At 70.9% G+C, this 18,966-nt stretch carries 18 protein-coding genes and 3 pseudogenes; 8 read left to right on the top strand and 13 right to left on the bottom strand.

Going from position 1 to position 18,966, the window contains the following annotated elements; genetic code table 11:
- Nucleotides 1-331 precede the first annotated feature (331 nt).
- Nucleotides 332-1,174, top strand: coding sequence for a lytic transglycosylase domain-containing protein (locus AC1DWC_RS25395; protein ID WP_477912510.1), 843 nt, complete (start codon nt 332-334; stop codon nt 1,172-1,174).
- A gap of 26 nt (nt 1,175-1,200) precedes the next feature.
- On the top strand, nt 1,201-2,337 hold the full coding sequence (locus AC1DWC_RS25400; protein WP_477912512.1) for an Mrp/NBP35 family ATP-binding protein: 1,137 nt from the start codon (nt 1,201-1,203) through the stop codon (nt 2,335-2,337).
- A gap of 605 nt (nt 2,338-2,942) precedes the next feature.
- On the opposite strand, the pseudogene tatB reads toward AC1DWC_RS25400, so the two are convergent.
- From tatB to sigE, 4 genes and pseudogenes are all read right to left on the bottom strand, one after another.
- Nucleotides 2,943-3,317 (bottom strand): annotated as a pseudogene (gene tatB, locus AC1DWC_RS25405) (Sec-independent protein translocase protein TatB); the annotation flags it as partial.
- 71 nt (nt 3,318-3,388) lie between these two features.
- Nucleotides 3,389-4,852: a S1C family serine protease gene (locus tag AC1DWC_RS25410; protein WP_477912514.1), complete on the bottom strand. Its 1,464-nt coding sequence runs from the start codon at nt 4,850-4,852 to the stop codon at nt 3,389-3,391.
- Between the two features lie 91 nt (nt 4,853-4,943).
- Nucleotides 4,944-5,318, bottom strand: a complete 375-nt coding sequence (locus tag AC1DWC_RS25415) for a zf-HC2 domain-containing protein (RefSeq protein WP_477912516.1) — start codon at nt 5,316-5,318, stop codon at nt 4,944-4,946.
- Between the two features lie 17 nt (nt 5,319-5,335).
- Nucleotides 5,336-6,022, bottom strand: a complete 687-nt coding sequence (gene sigE, locus AC1DWC_RS25420; protein WP_477912518.1) for an RNA polymerase sigma factor SigE — start codon at nt 6,020-6,022, stop codon at nt 5,336-5,338.
- A gap of 275 nt (nt 6,023-6,297) precedes the next feature.
- Between sigE and AC1DWC_RS25425 the strand changes: the two genes are divergently transcribed.
- The 4 genes from AC1DWC_RS25425 (at nt 6,298) to AC1DWC_RS25440 (ending at nt 10,283) form a co-directional block, all read left to right on the top strand.
- A complete protein-coding gene (locus AC1DWC_RS25425; RefSeq protein WP_072845983.1) occupies nt 6,298-6,930 on the top strand; it encodes an O-methyltransferase in 633 nt (210 codons plus the stop codon).
- Between the two features lie 70 nt (nt 6,931-7,000).
- Entirely contained in the window at nt 7,001-7,696 is a 696-nt protein-coding gene (locus tag AC1DWC_RS25430) for a TetR/AcrR family transcriptional regulator (RefSeq protein WP_477912521.1), read from the top strand.
- An 8-nt stretch (nt 7,697-7,704) separates the two neighbouring features.
- On the top strand, nt 7,705-8,640 hold the full coding sequence (locus tag AC1DWC_RS25435; RefSeq protein ID WP_477912523.1) for an ABC transporter ATP-binding protein: 936 nt from the start codon (nt 7,705-7,707) through the stop codon (nt 8,638-8,640).
- Nucleotides 8,637-10,283 carry an ABC transporter permease gene (locus AC1DWC_RS25440; RefSeq protein WP_477912524.1) on the top strand — a complete coding sequence of 549 codons (1,647 nt, stop codon included), beginning with the start codon at nt 8,637-8,639 and terminating at the stop codon, nt 10,281-10,283. The genes AC1DWC_RS25435 and AC1DWC_RS25440 overlap by 4 nt, the downstream gene beginning before the upstream one ends.
- Before the next feature lie 20 nt (nt 10,284-10,303).
- Here the strand turns inward: AC1DWC_RS25440 and glgC are convergent, their stop codons facing one another.
- Nucleotides 10,304-11,518, bottom strand: a complete 1,215-nt coding sequence (gene glgC / locus AC1DWC_RS25445; protein WP_477912526.1) for a glucose-1-phosphate adenylyltransferase — start codon at nt 11,516-11,518, stop codon at nt 10,304-10,306.
- 203 nt (nt 11,519-11,721) lie between these two features.
- Between glgC and glgA the strand changes: the two genes are divergently transcribed.
- A complete protein-coding gene (gene glgA, locus AC1DWC_RS25450; RefSeq protein ID WP_477912528.1) occupies nt 11,722-12,924 on the top strand; it encodes a glycogen synthase in 1,203 nt (400 codons plus the stop codon).
- On the opposite strand, the gene AC1DWC_RS25455 is transcribed toward glgA, so the two are convergent.
- The 8 genes and pseudogenes from AC1DWC_RS25455 to AC1DWC_RS25490 all read right to left on the bottom strand — a co-directional run bounded on the left by AC1DWC_RS25455 (nt 12,909) and on the right by AC1DWC_RS25490 (nt 18,568).
- Nucleotides 12,909-13,742, bottom strand: coding sequence for a putative RNA methyltransferase (locus tag AC1DWC_RS25455; protein ID WP_477912530.1), 834 nt, complete (start codon nt 13,740-13,742; stop codon nt 12,909-12,911). The two genes, glgA and AC1DWC_RS25455, sit on opposite strands and share 16 nt — an antisense overlap.
- A gap of 141 nt (nt 13,743-13,883) precedes the next feature.
- Nucleotides 13,884-14,051, bottom strand: coding sequence for a DUF3117 domain-containing protein (locus tag AC1DWC_RS25460; RefSeq protein WP_005059648.1), 168 nt, complete (start codon nt 14,049-14,051; stop codon nt 13,884-13,886).
- 172 nt (nt 14,052-14,223) lie between these two features.
- The gene (locus AC1DWC_RS25465) at nt 14,224-14,805 is read right to left on the bottom strand and encodes a DNA-3-methyladenine glycosylase I (protein WP_477912532.1); all 582 of its coding nucleotides are present in this window, start codon (nt 14,803-14,805) and stop codon (nt 14,224-14,226) included.
- Nucleotides 14,802-15,149, bottom strand: coding sequence for a DivIVA domain-containing protein (locus AC1DWC_RS25470; RefSeq protein ID WP_477912534.1), 348 nt, complete (start codon nt 15,147-15,149; stop codon nt 14,802-14,804). Before AC1DWC_RS25470 ends, AC1DWC_RS25465 begins: the two co-directional genes overlap by 4 nt.
- Before the next feature lie 82 nt (nt 15,150-15,231).
- The gene (locus AC1DWC_RS25475; protein WP_072845975.1) at nt 15,232-16,161 is read right to left on the bottom strand and encodes a glucosyl-3-phosphoglycerate synthase; all 930 of its coding nucleotides are present in this window, start codon (nt 16,159-16,161) and stop codon (nt 15,232-15,234) included.
- Nucleotides 16,158-17,033 carry a dihydropteroate synthase gene (folP, locus tag AC1DWC_RS25480; protein ID WP_477842538.1) on the bottom strand — a complete coding sequence of 292 codons (876 nt, stop codon included), beginning with the start codon at nt 17,031-17,033 and terminating at the stop codon, nt 16,158-16,160. Before folP ends, AC1DWC_RS25475 begins: the two co-directional genes overlap by 4 nt.
- 210 nt (nt 17,034-17,243) lie before the next feature.
- A pseudogene (locus tag AC1DWC_RS25485) lies at nt 17,244-17,744 on the bottom strand (LOG family protein); the annotation flags it as partial.
- Nucleotides 17,738-18,568, bottom strand: a complete 831-nt coding sequence (locus tag AC1DWC_RS25490) for an LOG family protein (RefSeq protein WP_477842531.1) — start codon at nt 18,566-18,568, stop codon at nt 17,738-17,740. The pseudogene AC1DWC_RS25485 and the gene AC1DWC_RS25490, both read right to left, overlap by 7 nt.
- Before the next feature lie 192 nt (nt 18,569-18,760).
- On the opposite strand from AC1DWC_RS25490, the pseudogene AC1DWC_RS25495 reads away from it, so the two are divergent.
- Nucleotides 18,761-18,966: pseudogene (locus AC1DWC_RS25495) on the top strand (MspA family porin); the annotation flags it as partial.

Genomic DNA, 18,966 nt, shown 5'->3' on the forward strand with positions numbered 1-18,966 from the left:
GGGCGCGCCGGCACCCGCGCCGGGGGCACCGGGGGCCGCCCCCGCCCCCGCGCCGCTTCCGTAGCAGGGCCCGCTCCCGGGGACCCCGACTCCCGGGGACCCCGGCTCCCGGGGCTTTGGCCCGTAAGAAACTCCGGTCACTCAGGTAACTCCGACACGCCCGTTCGATATCAAAACGACACACCTGAAAACCCGCGTTGGCCTGCATAAATTACAACTGTCTCGGTTTTTTGATCACAGATGAATAACGGAACAATCTCGAATCGGGTAGCCTCGACTGCGGTCTACAGCAATCGCAAAGCCCCACCCGGGGTTCGCAGGAGGTATCTCGGTGGGTCGTCACAACAAGAAGTCCGACTCTGCGCTGCGCCGCAGTTCCGTCATCGCACTGACCGGGATGATCCCCGGCGGACTGGTCGCGGTGGCCGCCACCTCGGGCGCCGCACCCGCCATTCCCTTTCTCGCCACGACCGCCAAGTCCGCACCGATCCCGGACGCCCCCGCCCCCGTCGCGACCCCGGTCGCCGAGGCTCAGCCCGCCGCCGAGACCCCCGCGCCGGTCGCGATCCCCGAGCCGGCCGCCGCCGCGCCCGCCCCCATCCCCGTGCCGCTGCCGGACGGCCCGCTCGGCATCCCCGGCATCAACTTCGCCGCGTACCAGAACGCGGAGCGCATCGAGGCGGAGCGGACCCCCGGCTGCGGCATCTCCTGGATGCAGGTGGCCGGGATCGGCCGGGTCGAGTCCAGCCACGCCAACGGCGGCAAGGCCGACGACAAGGGCAACCTGCTCGAGCCGGTGATCGGCCTGCCGCTCGACGGCAGCCTGCCCGGCCAGGCCGTGATCATGGACAGCGACGGCGGCCGCCTCGACGGCGACTCCGTCTACGACCGCGCCGTGGGCCCGACCCAGTTCATCCCGACGACGTGGGAGCGCTACGGCGCCGACGGCAACGGCGACGGCGTCATCGACCCGCAGAACCTCTACGACGCGGCGATGGCGACCGCGAACTACCTGTGCGACGGCGGCACCAACATGCGTGACCTCGCCTCCGCCACCAAGGCGATCCTGCGGTACAACAACTCGATGGCCTACGTCGCGAACGTGACGGCCTGGTCGCTGGCGTACTCCACTGGCATCGGCCCGACCGCGGACGCCCTCCCGCGAATCCACTGATTCGGCACCCAACTACCATGGGGGGTATGCCAGCAGTGACCGAGTCCGACGTTCGTAGCGCGCTCGCCCGGGTAATCGACCCCGAGATCCACAAACCCATCACCGAGCTCGGGATGGTCAAGAGCGTCGAGATTGCCGACGACGCCAGCGTCGACATCGTCGTCCTGCTCACCACGGCCGGCTGCCCGATGCGCACGGAGATCACCGACCGGGTCACCAAGGCCGTCGCCGACGTCGCCGGCATCGGCGCCATCCGCGTCGAACTCGACGTGATGGACGACGAGCAGCGCACCGAACTGCGCAAGTCGCTGCGCGGCGACTCGGCCGAACCGGTCATCCCGTTCGCCCAGCCCGGCTCGCTGACCCGGGTGTACGCGGTCGCCTCCGGCAAGGGCGGCGTCGGAAAGTCTTCCGTCACGGTCAACCTCGCCGCCGCGATGGCCGCCCGTGGCCTGTCCGTCGGCGTGCTCGACGCCGACATCTACGGCCACTCGGTGCCCCGCATGCTCGGCACCGACGCCAAGCCGACGCAGGTCGAGCGGATGATCATGCCGCCGCAGGCGCACGACGTAAAGCTCATCTCGATCGCGCAGTTCACCCAGGGCAACACCCCCGTCGTGTGGCGCGGGCCGATGCTGCACCGCGCGCTGCAGCAGTTCCTGGCGGACGTCTTCTGGGGCGACCTGGACGTGCTGCTCCTCGACCTGCCGCCGGGCACCGGTGACGTCGCGATCTCCGTCGCCCAGTTGATCCCCGGCGCGGAGATCCTGGTCGTCACCACCCCGCAGCAGGCCGCCGCCGAGGTCGCCGAGCGGGCGGGCGCGATCGCGCTGCAGACCCGCCAGCGCATCGTCGGGGTCGTGGAGAACATGTCCTGGATGGATCTGCCCGACGGCACCCGGATGGACGTCTTCGGCTCCGGCGGCGGCCAGTCCGTCGCAGACCGGCTCACCAAGGCCGTCGGCGCCAAGGTGCCGCTGCTCGGCCAGATCCCGCTCGAGCAGGCGGTCCGTGAGGGCGGCGACGAGGGTGTCCCGATCGTGCTCAGCGCGCCCGACTCCCCAGCCGGCACGGCGCTGCGTGAGATCGCCGAGAAGCTCGCGGTGCGCTCGCGTGGACTCGCCGGCATGTCGCTCGGCATCGACACCACGCGTCACCTGTAGCAACCGCGGCTGGGCGATTCGACTCCGACAAATCGCCCAGCAGGTTACCTTCGCACCCGAACCAATCATCGATGCCGCCCTGCGGCATCCGACGACAGGAATCCGGGTATGAACAAGGCCGTCCTCCGCACCGCGCTGTTCTCCGCCACCACCGTGCCCCTGCTGTTTCTCTCGCCCGGCGTCGCATCCGCGGCCGCCGTGTCCAGTGCCGACATCATCGAGAGCGACGTGGTCGCATCCGTCGAGGGGGTCGACGCGTCTGCGCTCTGCGGCGCCACTCTGCTCGACCAGGGCACCGGCACGGTGGTCCGGGACATCGCCCCTGCCGCCCCGAACGCCGACGGTTGGATCGGCTACTCGTGGCCCGCCGTGGCGGACGGGGTCTACGAGGTGCGGCACCGCTGCACGGTCGACGGCGAGGTGGTCTTCGCGAACAGCCACCGCGACCTGGTTGCGCCGGCGCCGATCCGGCCGATGTTCGGCTCGCTCGACACCGGCAGCGGGTGGGTCGGCGAACCAGGTCTCATCGAGAACACCTTCGGGTCCTGACCGACCCGACTTCCGCCCGACACGACGGGCCCTGCCGGAATTCCCTCGGCCAGTGGCGTGGGGGACGGCCGGGACGGCGGTCCCACGGCCCCGGCGGCGGCCGGTCCTGTCGCGGCAGCTTTGATGTCGCCGGGCAGGCTCTCGACGTCACGGAGCACCGAGTCGTCACCGTCCAGCAGGTGCTTGGTGATCAGCCCTCGCGGCGTCATGCCGCGCAACTGCTGCAGGTCCGCGAGGGGTTTACGCAGGTCCTCGAACTCCGGTCCGAGCTCGTTCTTGAGTTGCGAGGTGGCGCCACCGGCGTAGTCGCGCACCTGACGCAGCGACTTCGTCACCCAGGACACAGCACCGGGCAGACGCTCGGGTCCGAGGATCACGAGCGCCGCGACGAGCAGGACCATGAACTCGCCCCAGCCAATGTTGCCAAACACGTTGACCAGAGTACGTGTCGCCGCCACGGACCGCCGCCCGCACCGCCAAACTCACAACAGGTGGGGTGGGATCAGTCCGAAACCGGCGTCACCTGCACCTCGACCGAGCGTCCCGAGCGGATCAGCTGCACCGGCACGGACTGGCCCGCCGGCTGCTGGTGCACGGCCACCACCAACTCGTCCGCGCCGGCCACCGCCCGGTCCCCCACCTTGACGATGACGTCGCCCTCGACGATGCCCGCCTGCTCGGCAGGGCTGCCTGCCTGCACGTTCGCGACCTGGGCGCCGGTGGTCTGCTCGTTGGTCACCGACCGCGCGTTGACGCCGATCTCCGAGTGGTGCATGACGCCGTCACGGATCAGCGCCTGGGCGACCGCGGTGACGTCGTCGACCGGGATCGCGAAACCGAGTCCCACCGAACCACCGCTCTCGCTGCGGATCGCCGAGTTGATGCCGATGACCCGGCCCTCGTGGTCCACCAGCGGCCCGCCGGAGTTGCCGGGGTTGATCGCCGCGTCGGTCTGCACCGCGTCGATGACCGCATCGGTGTCGGTGCCGTCGCCGCCGAGCCGGACCGGCCGGTGCAGCGCGCTGACGATGCCACTGGTCACCGTGTTGCTCAGGCCCAGCGGCGAGCCCACCGCGACCACGTCGTCCCCGACCGAGACGTCGGCGGACCTGCCGAGCTCGGCCACGGTGAGGTTGCCGACGTCCACCTTGATCACGGCGAGGTCGGTCTTGGTGTCGCGGCCAACGATCTCGGCGGGCACCCGCGTGCCGTCGTCGAACACCACGCGCAGCGTCGCCTTCTCGGGGTCGGTGGCGGCCATCGAGATCACGTGGTTGTTGGTGACGATGTAGCCGGCGCCGTCGATGACCACGCCGGAGCCGGTGCCGGACTCGTCGCCGAGCGCCACCTGGATGGAGACCACCGACGGCTGCACCGCCGCGGCGACCTTGGCCACCTGGCCGGCCTCGCGGTCGTCGGTACCGGACTGGGTGAGCGAGACCTTCTGGCTGGTGAGCGCGCCGACGTTCTCGGCGGTGACCCGTCCCACGACGCCGCCGACCAGCCCGATGGCCAGCGCGCCGCCGACCAGGACCGCCAGCGCGCGCGGCGCGATCCGGTCGCCGAGCAGGACGTCGCGGACGGTGAGCTTGGGTGCGGGGGGCGCCGCGGCCACCGGCGGCGGCGTCAGCGCGGCCGAGCCGAGGCTGACCGCCGCATCGGGATCACGCCACGGATCGGCGGGTGCCGTCGGCTCGGGGCTGCGGGGTGCGTCGCCGTCCGGGTCACGCTGGATGGACTCGACGGCGTCGTGGGGCCGGCCGAACGCCTCGGCCAGGACCGGGTCGGGCGGCCCGATTGTCAGGGCGGGGTCGTGGCCGGCGTCGCGATCGGGGGCGAAGGACTCGCTGGTACCGGCCGGGCGACCGAACGCGGCGGCGGACGCCGGGTCCACGGCGGGTCGGTAGAGCGGGCGGGGCGCGAGGCGCGGCGGGGCGGAGTCCGGCTGGGTCGAGTCGGAGTTCACGCGGACTCGCGTCCCTCGTTGGCGGCAGTCACGTGTTCCAGTATCACCGACGCCGTCACATCGGCGAGCACCGACGCGGGCAGGGGTGAGGTCAGCGGAATCGGCGCCAAGTCGGCAGCGAGTAGGAGTTCATCCGCGCGGACAGCGCGGCGCGCCGACGTCCGAACGGGGAGTCCGCACCGGGCCGGCCGTCGGGCTCGGCGTCCGCGGGCGGGGTGCACATGGGGATCTGGCTGAGCAGTCCCAGCAGCCCGCTGGGCATGCTGATCTCGGCCGAGCGGCGCAACGCCACCCGGGCATGCTGCTGCGCATCCACCGCGGCCGCACACTCCGGGCACTCGGCGATGTGCTGGGCGGCCCTGAGGTAGGCGTTCATCTGCAGTTCGCCGTCTACGTACGCGGCGACGGCCTCGCTGGCCAGATGCTCGGTGGAACTGAACTGGCGCCGTCCGCCTGCCTGCGTCATCGATCCCTCCTGCACCTTCACCGTGTGGTCACCGCCGATGTACCTGTCCTGCCCGCGGCCGCAGCCGAGGCTGACAGGTGGTCCCGCAGCGCCTGCCGTCCGCGATGGATCCGACTCCGTACGGTACCGAGCTTCACGCCCAGTGTGGCACCGATCTCCTCGTACGACAGGCCCTCGATGTCGCAGAGCACGACGGCGGCACGGAATTCCGGGGCCAGCGAGTCGAGCGCGTCCTGGAGGTCCGGGTCGAGGCGGGCGTCGTGGTAGATCTCCTCGGGGTTCGGCCGATCGGAGGGCACCCGCTCGTAGTCCTCTGGCAGCGCCTCCATCTTGATCCGGTTACGGCGGCGCACCATGTCGAGGAAGAGGTTTGTCGTGATCCGGTGCAGCCAACCCTCGAACGTGCCGGCCTGGTAATTCGACAGCGAACGGAAAACCCGGATGAATGTGTCCTGGGTGAGGTCCTCCGCGTCCTGGGCGTTCCCGGACAGCCGGTAGGCCAGTCGGTAGACGCGATCGCCGTGTTCACGGACCAGTTCGTCCCACGACGGCATGGCGGACTGGCCGCCGCTCGCGTCGAACGCGGCCGTGCCGCGCAGGTCGGCGGACTCGGCCGATTCGAGCAACTGGGCCGGATCGGCGATGTTGTTCAGATCTGGGAGCTGGGCGGATGCGGCGGCGAGGACGGGCTCGGCGTTGATCATCGAGATGTGGTGGACCTCCTGCTCAGGACAGCTGGCGGCAACTACGCGACACACTTTCGACGCGTAAGGGGTACAACGCCCGGGTTGTCCGGAATGTTCCCCGTCGCGACTTCACGTTCGTAGCTGCCACCGATGCGGTCTGGTGATCTCGTGACGGGTTCAGCCTTTCGTACCCGGATGTGCGCGCACTATGAGCAACCTGAGCGGGGCCTGAGAATCCGCCGTACTCGCGCGCCTGTGCCCGGCCGCGCCGCGACGGCGATAGCCTCGACATCGTGCAGACCAATGGCGACCAGATACTGGCCCACACCGAGGACTCCGTCCTGGAGGACGAGGTCCTCCTTTCCGCCCGCGAACGGGCCGAGGATCTGGGCGGCGATCCCGTGCCGGCGTCTGTGGGCGCACTGCTCAGCCTGTTCGCGCAGATGCTCGACGCCCGGACCGTGGTGGAGATCGGCACCGGCGCCGGCGTGAGCGGCCTGTGGCTGCTCGACGGCATGCGTGCGGACGGCGTGCTCACCACCATCGACGCGGAACCCGAGCTGCAGCGCGCCGCAAAGGACGCCTTCCGGTCCGGTGGCATCACCTCCTCCCGGACGCGCCTGATCAACGGCGACGGCCTGGAGGTGCTGCCGCGACTCGCCGACGGCGCCTACGACCTGGTCTTCGTGGACACCTCGCCCGCCGACCACCCGCGCTACGTCGAGGAGTGCGTACGGTTGCTCCGCCCCGGCGGGGTGCTGGTGCTGCACAACGCGCTGTACGGCGGCCGGGTGGTCGATGTGACGGCCCGAGACGCGACCACCCTCGCGGTCCGGGCGGCGGCCCGCGCGATCGCCGAGGACGACCGGCTGACCAAGGTGCTGCTGCCGGTCGGCGACGGAGTGCTCTGCGCCTCCCGCGGCTGACGCATTTTGACGTTTCCTTGACGGGCCGACCCCTTGCCGCCCGATTGAACGGGCGTTTAGAGTTTTGAACATGCGTTCAATGAACGTCGACCCGCAGGCCCCCAACCGGGACCGGACCACCCGCGCCCGGATCCGCGACGCCGCGATCGCCGTGTTCGGCGAGCAGGGATTCTCGACCGGGGTGCGCGCGGTCGCCGCGGCCGCCGGCGTCTCGCCCGGACTGGTCAACCACCACTTCGGGTCCAAGGACGCGCTGCGGGAGGAGTGCGACGCCCACGTCCTCGAGGCCATCCGGGTCGCCAAGACCGAGTCCCTGACCAGGCCCAGCGCCACCGGACTGCTGCAACAACTCGCCGAGGTCGAGGAGTACGCGCCCCTGGTGGCCTACCTGGTGCGCAGCTACCAGGCCGGCGGCTCACTGGCGCGGTCGATGTTCGAGCACCTCGTCGCAACCACCGAGCAGTACCTGGCGGACGCGGTGGCCGCCGGCACACTCCGGCCCAGCCGGGACCCGGCGGCACGGGCGCGCTACCTCGCGATGCAGAACATGGGCGGCACCCTGCTGTTCCTGCAGATGCGGGGCGAGCACGAGGACCCCGTCGACTGGGGGCGCGCGCTGCGCGACCTCACGGACGAGATCATGTTTCCCGCCCTCGAACTCTTCACCGAGGGACTGTTCATCGACACGACCTTCTTCGACACAGTCCTCCAGCAGCGCGCCGAATCCTCGACAGACGTCGAAACCACAAGCGGTACAGCCCCTTAGGAGAATCGATGACTGAAATCATCGAAGTCCACGACCTGCACAAGCACTTCGGCCAGGTGCACGCGCTCGACGGCCTGGACCTCACCGTCGGCGAGGGCGAGGTGCACGGCTTCCTCGGGCCCAACGGCGCCGGGAAGTCGACCACCGTCCGGGTGCTGCTCGGAATCCTCCAGGCGACGTCCGGGACCGCCCGCGTCCTGGGCCGCGACCCGTGGGCCGACGCGGTCGACCTGCACCGCGAGATCGCTTACGTGCCAGGCGACGTCACCCTGTGGCCCTCACTGTCGGGCGGGGAGACGATCGACCTGCTCGGCCGGATGCGGGGCGGCATCGACGCCTCGCGGCGCGCCGAACTCGTCGAGCGGTTCGACCTCGACCCGCGCAAGAAGGCGCGAACCTACTCGAAGGGCAACCGGCAGAAGGTGTCCCTGGTGTCGGCCCTGTCGTCGAATGCGCGACTGCTGCTGCTCGACGAACCGACGTCCGGACTGGACCCGTTGATGGAACAGGTCTTTCGTGAGTGCGTCACCGAGGCGGCGCGGCGCGGCGTCACGGTGCTGCTGTCGAGTCACATCCTGTCCGAGGTGGAGGCGCTGTGCCAACGGGTGACGATCATCCGCGCCGGCCGGACGGTCGAGAGCGGCGCGCTGGCCGACATGCGCCACCTGAGCCGCACCTCCATCAGTGCCGAACTGCTCGGTGACCCAGGAGATCTCAGCCACCTCACCGGCGTCGAGGACATTTCCCTCGACAATCACACCCTGCACTGCCAGGTCGACAGCGAGCACCTCGGCGAACTGATCCGGGTCCTCGGCGACACCGGCGTGCGCAGCCTGGTCAGCAAGCCGCCGACCCTGGAGGAGCTGTTCCTGCGCCACTACGAGATCGACGGAGCGGCGGGGGTCGACGGCCCCGAGACCAGTGGGGAGAAGGTGTCGGCATGAGCACCGCCACGATCGCCGGCCGGCGCCCGCCCGCGGCGGCCCCGCGGCGAGCGTCGAACTTCACCGGCACCTTCGCACTGCTGCGACTCGTCCTGCGACGAGACCGGATCGTGCTGCCGCTGTGGGTGCTGTTGCTGTCGCTGCCGCTGGCGTCGGTGTACGTGGGCAGCATCGAGAGCGTCTACCCCTCCGCGGCGGACCGCGCGTCCTTCGCGGCCACGATCATGAGCAGTCCCGCGCAACGCGCCATGTACGGCGCGATCTACAACGACAGCCTGGGCGCGGTCGGCATCTGGAAGGCCGGCATGTTCCACACCCTGATCGCGGTCGCGGTGATCCTGACCCTGATCCGGCACACCCGAGCGGAGGAGGAGTCCGGCCGGACAGAGCTTCTCGACTCCACCTCCGTCGGCCGGTACGCCGGGCTGACCGCCGCGTTGACGGTCGCCTTCGGAGCCTCGATCGCGACCGGGCTGATCGGTACCGCCGGACTGCTCACCACCGACGTGCCGCACGCCGGCTCGCTGGCCTTCGGTCTCGCGCTGGCCGGCTCCGGGATCGTGTTCACCGCGGTCGCGGCGGTCGCCGCCCAGCTCAGCACCAGCGCCCGCACCGCCCGCGGCATCGCGTTCGCCGCGCTCGGGGCGGCCTTCGCGCTGCGGGCCGTCGGCGACGCCGGCTCGGGGGCGCTGTCGTGGCTCTCGCCGCTGGGCTGGTCCCTTCAGGTGCGCCCGTACGCCGGCGACCGCTGGTGGGTGCTGCTGCTGCACCTGACGGCGACGGTCGCGCTCACCGCGGTGGCCTACGCGCTGCTGCGGCGTCGCGACGTCGGGGCCGGGTTGATCGCCGAACGTCCCGGCCCGCCGACCGCGGCGCCCGCGCTGAGCGGCCCGTTCGGCCTGTCGTGGCGGCTGCAGCGGGGCGCGCTCGTGGCGTCCACCGTCGGAATCTGCCTGTACGCCCTGCTGATCGGCAGCGTGGTGCACGGCATCGGCGACGAGATCGGGGGCAGCGACGCGATCCGGGACATCGTCAACCGGATCGGCGGATCGCGGGCCCTGGAGGACTCCTTCGTCACCATCGCGTTCACCATGCTCGCGGTCGGCGCTGCGGCGCTGGCGATCTCGTCGGCGCTGCGACTGCACGGCGAGGAGGTCGCGCAGCGCGGCGAGACGGTGCTCTCCGGCGCGGTCGGCCGAACCCGGTGGGCCGCGAGCCATCTCGTGCTCGCGATCGCCGGTCCGGCCGTGGCGATGCTGGCCGCGGGACTGGTGGCGGGGCTGGCCTACGGGGCCGCGGCCGGCGACGTCGGCGGCACGCTGCCCGGCGTGCTGGCCGCCGCCCTGGTGCAGCTGCCCGCGATCTGGATGCTCGCCGCCGTGACCGTCGCGCTGTTCGGGCTGGCTCCGCGCTTCACACCGGTGGCGTGGGGTGTGCTGGTGGCGTTCGTCGCGCTGTACCTGCTGGGGTCGATCTCCGGCGTCCCGCAGTGGGTGCTCGACCTCGAGCCGTTCACCCACACACCCAAGCTCCCCGGCGCCCCGTTCGAGTTCGCACCGGTGGCGTGGCTGCTGCTGGTCGACGTGGCGCTGATCGCGGCCGGGCTGGTCGGACTGCGCCGACGGGACCTGCGGACCGGCTGACCGGGTCCAGATTCCCCGCCCTAGATCCAGACGCCCTTGCCGATGGCGACCACGCCGCCGGCACTGACCGCGAACCGCTGACGATCCCGCTCGAGGTCGACGCCGATGATCTCGCCCTCCCCCACCACCACGTTCTTGTCGAGGATGGCGTGCCGCACCACGGCACCCTTGCCGACCCGGACGCCGGGCATCAGCACGCTGCCCTCGACGGTGGCGCCGCTGTCGACCATCACGTTGGAGCTGAGCACCGAGTTGCGCACCGTCGCCGCGGACAGGATGCACCCCGCCCCGACGACCGACTCCTGCGCCAGACCGCCCTGCACGAACTTCGCGGGCGCCAGGTTCTCGGCCGCGCCGCGGATCGGCCAGCGCCGGTTGTAGAGGTTGAACACCGGGTGCACGGAGACCAGGTCCATGTGCGCCTCGTAGAAGGCGTCGATGGTCCCGACGTCGCGCCAGTAGCCGCGGTCCCGGTCGGTGGCGCCAGGCACCACGTTGTCCTTGAAGTCGTAGACCGCGGCGTCGCCGGCCGCCACCAGCGCGGGGATGATGTCGCCGCCCATGTCGTGGTCGGAGTCGGAGTTCTCCGAGTCCGCCCGGATGGCGTCCACCAGCACCTTGGTGGTGAACACGTAGTTGCCCATCGACGCAAAGGTGACGTTGGGGTCGTCGGGGGTGCCCGGCGGGTGCACCGGCTTCTCCAGGAACTGGGTGATCCGCCCCGACTCGTCGCTGTCGATGCAGCCGAAGGCCGTCGCCTCGCTGCGCGGCACCCGAATCCCCGCGACCGTCACGCCGGCGCCGGAGTCGATGTGGTGCTGGACCATCTGTTCCGGGTCCATCCGGTACACGTGGTCCGCGCCGAACACGACGATGTACTCGGGGTCCTCGTCGTACACCAGGTTCAGCGACTGGAAGATGGCGTCGGCGCTGCCGGTGTACCAGCGCGGGCCGAGCCGCTGCTGGGCCGGGACCGGGGTGATGTACTCCCCCGCGAATCCGGACAGCCGCCAGGTCTGGGAGATGTGCCGGTCCAGGGAGTGCGACTTGTACTGGGTCAGCACGCAGATCCGGAGGTAACCGGCGTTGACCAGGTTGCTGAGCACGAAGTCGATGAGCCGGTAGGCCCCACCGAACGGCACGGCGGGCTTCGCCCGGTCCGCGGTCAGGGGATGAAGACGCTTCCCCTCGCCGCCGGCGAGCACGATTCCAAGCACATGCGGCTGGCTCCTCACCCTGTCAACCTATCGGCACCGCCCCACCCCCGCTACCGGGACCCGCCCGAGGCTCCGCCCGAGAGCGACCCGCCCGAGCTCCGCCCGAGAGCGACCCGCCCGAGGCCCCGGCCAGAAGCGGGACCCGCCCGGGTCCGGGACACGCCCGAACCGCCGCGGCCCGAGCGGTGGCCGTCCCCGGCCGCGGCGGCTACGTTTAGCCCGTGCGCGTGGCAATGATGACCAGGGAGTACCCACCCGAGATCTACGGCGGGGCCGGGGTCCACGTCACCGAGCTCGTCGCGCAGCTCACGCGGCTCTGCGAGGTCGACGTGCACTGCATGGGCACCGCCCGCGAAGGCGCCGTCGTGCACCAGCCGGATCCGGCTCTGTCGGCGGCCAATCCCGCGCTCTCGATGCTCTCCGCCGAACTGCGGATGGCCGCGGCCGCGGCCGGGGCGGACGTGGCGCACTCGCACACCTGGTACACCGGCCTGGCCGGGCACCTCGCCGGCGAACTGCACGGGATGCCGCACGTGCTCACCGCACACTCGCTGGAACCGCGCCGGCCGTGGAAGGCGGAGCAGCTCGGCGCCGGCTACCGGATCTCGTCGTGGTCCGAGCGCAACGCCATGCAGTTCGCCGACGCCGTCATCGCGGTGAGCGAAGGCATGCGCGCGGATGTGCTCGACGCCTACCCCTTCGTCGACCCGGACCGAGTGCACGTGGTGCGCAACGGAATCGACACCGACGTCTGGTACCCGGAACCTGCGGGCCGGGCCGGTTCGGTCCTGACCGACCTCGGTGTGGACCCGGACGCCCCGATCGCCGTGTTCGTCGGCCGGATCACCCGGCAGAAGGGACTGCGCCACCTGATCGCGGCGGCCCACGACTTCGACCCGGCTGTGCAACTGGTGCTGTGCGCGGGCGCGCCGGACACCCCGCAGATCGCCGCCGACACCGAACGCGCGGTCGCCGAACTGTCCCGCGCGCGGGGCAACGTGCGCTGGGTCCGGGAGATGCTGCCCACCGCGCGGGTCCGGGAACTGCTCTCCGCGGCAACGGTGTTCGTGTGTCCGTCGGTGTACGAGCCGCTCGGCATCGTGAATCTCGAGGCGATGGCCACGGAGACCGCGGTGGTGGCCTCGGACGTCGGCGGCATTCCCGAGGTCGTCGTGGACGGCGTCACCGGCCGCCTCGTGCACTACAACTCGTACGAGCCGGAGGCGTTCGAGCGGGCGCTGGCCGCGGCCGTCAACGAGGTGACGTCCGACCCGGTCGCCGCGGCCGAGATGGGCCGCGCCGGCCGCAGGCGGGCCATCTCGGACTTCTCCTGGGCGCAGATCGCCCTTCAGACGCTGGCGGTCTACGAGGCGGCGATCGGGCACTACACCGGTCGGGTGCCCGCCGGCTACGCCGTCCGGTAGGTGGAGACGGTGACCGACGCGGTCACCACCGCGGGCTCGGGCAGCCGCGCGATCCGCTCCGCACGCACCCTGTCGTCGAGATGCCGCGCCGACGGTCCCATCGCGACGAGCGACTCGATCTCGCGGTGGGTCAAGGTCATCGGATAGTCGACTGAGACCCGGTCGACCCGCTCGAAGTGCCCGGCCATCGAGGCCCCCAGCCGGACCGTCTTGTTCTCGTCCACCCGCACCAGGCCCAGCAGGTCCACCAGCTCGTGTTGGTGCCGGTCCGTGGGAGTGAGCACCACCAGTACGCCGTCGGGCCGCAGCACCCGCCGCAGTTCGGCGGCGTTGCGCGGGGCGAAGATCGAGAGCACATGGCTGACCGCGGTGTCGAGCACCGGCAGCTGGGTCCAGATGTCGGCGACCACGGCGCCGACCCGGGGGTGTGCCCGGGCGAGCCGGCGAGCCGCGGGCTTGGAGACGTCGAGCCCGATGCCCCGGGCCCCCGGCAGCGCGTCCAGGACCGTCGCGAGGTAGTGCCCGGTGCCGGCACCGACCTCGAGCACCGCGGGCTCGGCGACGGCCGTCGTGGCGCAGGCCGACGCGACCGCCTCGCGCAGCGGGTCGAAGTGCCCGCCGTCGAGGAACTGTCCGCGCGCAGCGATCATCTCGGCGGAGTCCCCGGTGATCTTCGAGGCCCCCGGCAACAGGCTGACGTAGCCGTGCCTGGCGACGTCGAAGCTGTGCCCACGCTCGCACAGCAGGGTGCGGTCCACTGGGTCGAGCGGGCTGCCGCAGTGCGGGCACGCGAGCAGGTCTACGACATCGTCGAGCATGATCGAAACTCCTTGGATCGGTGACTCCGGGCTGAGCGACCACCCGACTGCGCCCACGACGAGGCCCCGCCTGCCGGGGACGGCGTGCGGGGCCTGTTGCACGTCGAGTGTCGGTGCAAACCCGCACCGACCGCGAAGCAGCTAGCTGGTGACGTTCTTGAGTTCGTCTCCCAGTGCAGCGGCTTCGTCCGGGGTCAGTTCGACGACTAGCCGACCTCCACCCTCGAGCGGAACCCGCATGACGATCCCTCGTCCTTCTTTGGTTGCTTCGAGGGGACCGTCACCGGTCCGGGGCTTCATGGCCGCCATTACCTGCTCCCTCCAGATCTGCGCCGCCCTGCTCTGCGCCTAGGCTTACCGCCGGTCCCGGCGGATTTTGCCGGGTCGACAGACATATTCTTCCCTATCGTCCGATTCGACGGGAACCTGAGGCTCCCAAACGGCCTGCGGGCGGCCCGTCCGGCCGCCCCGGGGGCCTCCGTCAGCGCCTCGGAACCCAGCATTCGTCGAGGTGGTCGTCGACCATCCCGGTGGCCTGCATCAGCGCGTATGCCGTGGTGGGACCGACAAACCGGAAGCCGCGGCGCTTGAGTTCCCGGGACATCGCGGTGGACTCGTCGGTGATCGCCGGGACGTCCTCGACGCTGCGGACACGCCGACCCCGAGGCTCGGGCGCGAACGACCACAGCAGCGAGTCGAGGTCCGTGTCGGTCAGCGCCAGCACGGCGCGGGCGTTGCCGATGCAGGCGTCGATCTTGGCCCGGTTCCGGACGATGCCGGGATCGGCCGTCAACCGCGCGACGTCGTCGGCGTCGAAGCCGGCGACGGCCTCGACGTCGAAGCCGGCGAACCCGGCCCGGAACGCCTCCCGCTTGCGCAGCACCGTGATCCAGGACAGCCCGGCCTGGAAGGCCTCGAGACAGATCCGTTCGAAAAGCTCGTCCCGGCCGTGCAGCGGGGTTCCCCACTCGAAGTCGTGGTAGTCGCGGTAGAGCGTCGAGCCGGAGGCGTCCACCGCCCAGGGGCAGCGAATCCTGGTGTCGGGGCCGGGATCCGTGCTCATTGCCGATCCTCCTCGCCCACCTGGCCCGCCTCCGACGCGATCTCCTCGGGCGCCTGGGGAGCCGCGCGGGCCTGCGCCAGTTCGCCGCGCAGGGCATCGATCTCGGCGGCCAGTCGGTCCAGCGCCCAGTCCACCTCGCTGGCCTTGTAGCCGCGGGCCGTCTGCTGGAAGCGCAGCGCCCGGACGTCCGCACCCACTACGTCCCGGGCCGGCAGCATGGTGGCGGTCGTCCCGGCAGGCAGTGGCGCCATCTCCTCGCCGCGACCGAACACCGACGTCGCCACCAGGAACAGGACGCCACCGACGAGCGCCATCACCACTAGGTAGAGCAGCACCGTGAACATGACCCGATCTTGTCACGGGCCGCCGACATCGCGACCGCCGCGACGTCGCCGCACGCCCCGACGGGCGCGCCTCACCGACGGGTCAGGGCCGCAGGGTGTTCATCGGCGGCCGGTCCTCGAGGGACACCTCGGTGGTCACCGGCAGGAAGGAGTCCCCCTGGACCGGGAACTGGGTCAGCCCGGCCCGCGAGTCCTCGATCCCGAACCGCCCCAACATGGTCCCGATGATCTGCCGGCTCATCACGCCCAGCTCCAGCAGCGGCCGGTTGCGGTGCTTGCGGACCCCCAGGTTCACCTGACCGATCGCACTGAGGCCGAGCCGGTCGTAGGTGTCGAGCAGCAGCCCGATCTCGACGCCGTAGCCCGGCGCGAAGGGCACGGCCGAGAGCAGCTCCCGGGTGCCCGCGTACTCGCCGCCGAGCGGCTGCAGCACCGCCGTCAGCTCCGGCCGCATCGCCGCGAGCATCGGCCGCGCGACCAGCTCGGTGACCCGGCCGCCGCCGTTTGCGTCCTCGGTGCCGCTGAGCCGCAGCGGACGCCGGTAGAAGCCCTTGACCAGGTGGATGCCGTCGACGGTGAGCAGCGGGCCGAGCAGCTTCGGCACGAACTGCGGGTCGGGGTTGATCAGGTCGGAGTCCACGAACGCGATGATGTCGCCGGTGCTCGCGGCGATCGAGCGCCACAGCACCTCGCCCTTGCCGGGTGCGGGCGCCAGCTCGGGCACGGCCTGTTCCCGGCTGACGACGGTGGCACCTGCGGCCGCCGCCCGTTCCGCGGTCTCGTCGGTGGAGCCCGAGTCGAGCACGATCAGCTCGTCCACCAGCCCGCCGAGCAGCGGGTGGATCGAGTCCACCACCGCGGACACGGTCTTCTCCTCGTTGAGGGCCGGGAGGACCACCGAGACGGTGCGCCCCCCCTTGGCGGCCTCCAGTTCGGCGACCGTCCACTGCGGGTGGTCCCAGGTGTTCGCCTCGGACCAGACCTGCGCGCCGGTCGCGCGCACGATGCTCATGCCAGGCCCCGCACGGTGCGGGCGGGCGCCCGGGTGCCGACGATGGACGCGACCATGTCGACGACTCGACGGGTGGAGGCAACCTCGTGGACACGGAACACCCGGGCACCGTTCGCGGCCGCCAGTGCTGTCGCTGCCAATGTGCCCTCCAGCCGCTCGGTGAGTTCAACTCCTAGAGTCTCCCCGACAAAGTCCTTGTTGCTCAACGCCATCAGCACCGGCCATCCGGTCTTAACCAGATCGTCCACTCGACGCAACAACTCGAGGCCGTGGAAGGTGTTCTTGCCGAAATCGTGGGTCGGGTCGATGAGGATCCCGTCCGCCGGGACGCCGAGCGCGCGGGCCCGTTCCGCCGCACCGACCACCTCGGCGACCACGTCCGCGACCACGTCGTCGTACCGCACCCGGTGCGGCCGGGTGCGGGGCACCGCTCCGCCGGTGTGCGAGCACACGTAGCCGGCGCCCAGTTCGGCCGCCACCGCGACCAGCTCGCCGTCCGCGCCCGCCCAGGTGTCGTTGATCAGGTCCGCGCCGGCCGCGCAGGCCAACCGGGCCACCGACGAGCGCCAGGTGTCGACCGAGATCAACAGGTCCGGGTACTGCGCGCGGATCGCCTCCACGAACGGCACCACCCGTCGGATCTCCTCGGCCGAGTCCACCTCGTCGCCCGGTCCGGCCTTGACTCCGCCGATGTCGACCAGGTCGGCCCCCTCGGCCACCGCCCGGTGCACGGCCGCCATCGCGGCCACGTCGGTGAACGTGGCGCCGCGGTCGTAGAACGAGTCCGGAGTCCGGTTCACGATGGCCATCACCAGGGCCCGGTCGGTCGCCACCGGCTTGCCACACAGGGTCGGCAACGGCATCGGCGGCATATCCGGTCGCTGCGCAGGCTCCGCTACTGGCCCTTCTGGTCGCTGCGCAGGCTCCGCTCCTGGCCCTTCTGGTCGCTGCGCAGGCTCCGCTCCTGGCCCTTCTGGTCGCTGCGCAGGCTCCGCTCCTGGCCCTTCTGGTCGCTGCGCAGGCTCCGCTCCTGGCCCTTCTGGTCGCTGCGCAGGCTCCGCTCCTGGCCCGGTGTCGGTGACCCGCAGCGAGTCCAGCGCGCGCTGCTGCACGAAGCCGCCCGCCCGCAGCCCGTCCAGCCAGCTCAGCAGCCCGGCGTAGTGTCCGCCCGGATCCAGCATCACCACCGGCTTGTCGTGCATGCCGAGGTAGCCGGCGGTCCACGTCTCGAACAGTTCCTCGAGAGTGCCGATGCCGCCGGGCAGGGTGATGAACGCGTCCGCCCGGTCCTCCATGATCTGCTTACGCTGACGCATGGTGTCGGTGACGATCAGCTCGTCGGCGCCGGTGTCGGCGACCTCCCTGTGCACCAACGCCTTCGGGATGACCCCGATCGTCCACGCGCCGGCCTCACGGGCCGCGGCCGCCACCGCGCCCATCATCGAGACGTTGCCACCGCCGGAGACCAGTTGCAGTCCGCGGCGCCCGATCTCGGTGCCCAGCTCCGCGGCCAGCTCCAGGTAGGAGTCGTCGACGGGACCGGAGGCGCAGTACACGCAGATCGCGCGGCCGAGCCTCACCACTCCTCCTCGATGCCCATCAGCTCCGCGGCGTCGACCCCGTGCTGCGACTCGACGACGATCCGCACGGCCTCGTCGATGCTGTCGGTCACGTGCAGCAACTCGACGTCGCCCTCGGAGATCTTGCCGCTGCCGAGCATGGTGTTCCGGATCCACTCGACCAGTCCGGACCAGTACTCGGTGCCCAGCAACACGATCGGGAAGCGGGTGACCTTGCCGGTCTGGACCAGGGTCAGCGCCTCGAACAACTCGTCCAGGGTGCCGAATCCACCGGGCAGACAGATGAACGCCTGGGAGTACTTGACGAACATGGTCTTGCGGGCGAAGAAGTAGCGGAAGTTGATGCCGAGGTCGACCCACTCGTTGAGGCCCTGCTCGAACGGCAGCTCGATGCCGAGCCCGATCGAGTAGCCACCCGACTCGCTGGCACCGCGGTTCGCGGACTCCATCACGCCGGGCCCGCCGCCGGTGATGACGGCGTACCCGGCCTCGGCGAGCGCGGCGCCGAGTTCACGGCCCGCGACGTACTCGGGGTGATCGGGCCCGGTTCGCGCGGAGCCGAACACCGTGACGGCCCGGGGCACCTCCGCGAGCGCGCCGAAGCCCTCGACGAACTCGCTCTGGATTCGCAGCACCCGCCACGGGTCGGTGTGCACCCAGTCGGTCGGACCGCGCTGGTCCAGGAGCCGCTGATCGGCGGTGCTCGACCCGGACTTGCGGTCGCGGCGCACCATGATCGGGCCGCGATTCTTCACTGTCGCGCTGGGCCTTTTGGCCCCCAGTGCATCCTTCTTCGCGGGCCGTCCGGGTGTCTTGTCGGGTGCCATGTGGCAAGGCTAACGGGTGTGCGGCGATGCGACTGACGGGACCGGATCCAGAGCCGTGACCAAGGTCACCGGGTAACGAAATTGCAAACCTATTTAGCCTTGGTTAAGTTTCCCGCGGAATGGATCTCGCCGCTCGAGCGCTCCGCGCGCCCGAGAAGCCGGGTCGAAAAGTCTTGTGAGGGGAACGATTTGATGCCCAACAACCTGTCCGGCCTGCGCCGCGGCACCCGTATCGCCGGTCTCGGCGCCGCAGCAGCCCTGACGATCGGCCTGCTGTCCAACAGCGTCGCCGCCGCCGACACCTYCGTGCCGCTGCCCGACGGATCCAAGGACGCCCCCGGCGCCGTCATCACCCGCACCGACGAGAGCGCCCTCATCTCGCCGTCGCTGGCCAGCAA

It is taken from the genome of Rhodococcus sp. P4_C10 (assembly GCF_056402135.1).

What these genes read in the sequence shown, in the direction of transcription:
- AC1DWC_RS25440 (WP_477912524.1), top strand. Translation starts at nt 8,637, where the DNA reads ATGAGCACCGCCACGATCGCCGGCCGGCGCCCGCCCGCGGCGGCCCCG.
- folP (WP_477842538.1), bottom strand. Translation starts at nt 17,033, where the DNA reads ATGCCGCCGATGCCGTTGCCGACCCTGTGTGGCAAGCCGGTGGCGACC.
- AC1DWC_RS25490 (WP_477842531.1), bottom strand. Translation starts at nt 18,568, where the DNA reads ATGGCACCCGACAAGACACCCGGACGGCCCGCGAAGAAGGATGCACTG.
- AC1DWC_RS25465 (WP_477912532.1), bottom strand. Translation starts at nt 14,805, where the DNA reads ATGAGCACGGATCCCGGCCCCGACACCAGGATTCGCTGCCCCTGGGCG.
- AC1DWC_RS25475 (WP_072845975.1), bottom strand. Translation starts at nt 16,161, where the DNA reads ATGAGCATCGTGCGCGCGACCGGCGCGCAGGTCTGGTCCGAGGCGAAC.
- AC1DWC_RS25435 (WP_477912523.1), top strand. Translation starts at nt 7,705, where the DNA reads ATGACTGAAATCATCGAAGTCCACGACCTGCACAAGCACTTCGGCCAG.
- AC1DWC_RS25430 (WP_477912521.1), top strand. Translation starts at nt 7,001, where the DNA reads ATGCGTTCAATGAACGTCGACCCGCAGGCCCCCAACCGGGACCGGACC.
- AC1DWC_RS25460 (WP_005059648.1), bottom strand. Translation starts at nt 14,051, where the DNA reads ATGGCGGCCATGAAGCCCCGGACCGGTGACGGTCCCCTCGAAGCAACC.
- sigE (WP_477912518.1), bottom strand. Translation starts at nt 6,022, where the DNA reads ATGATCAACGCCGAGCCCGTCCTCGCCGCCGCATCCGCCCAGCTCCCA.
- AC1DWC_RS25470 (WP_477912534.1), bottom strand. Translation starts at nt 15,149, where the DNA reads ATGTTCACGGTGCTGCTCTACCTAGTGGTGATGGCGCTCGTCGGTGGC.
- AC1DWC_RS25400 (WP_477912512.1), top strand. Translation starts at nt 1,201, where the DNA reads ATGCCAGCAGTGACCGAGTCCGACGTTCGTAGCGCGCTCGCCCGGGTA.
- AC1DWC_RS25455 (WP_477912530.1), bottom strand. Translation starts at nt 13,742, where the DNA reads ATGCTCGACGATGTCGTAGACCTGCTCGCGTGCCCGCACTGCGGCAGC.
- AC1DWC_RS25415 (WP_477912516.1), bottom strand. Translation starts at nt 5,318, where the DNA reads ATGACGCAGGCAGGCGGACGGCGCCAGTTCAGTTCCACCGAGCATCTG.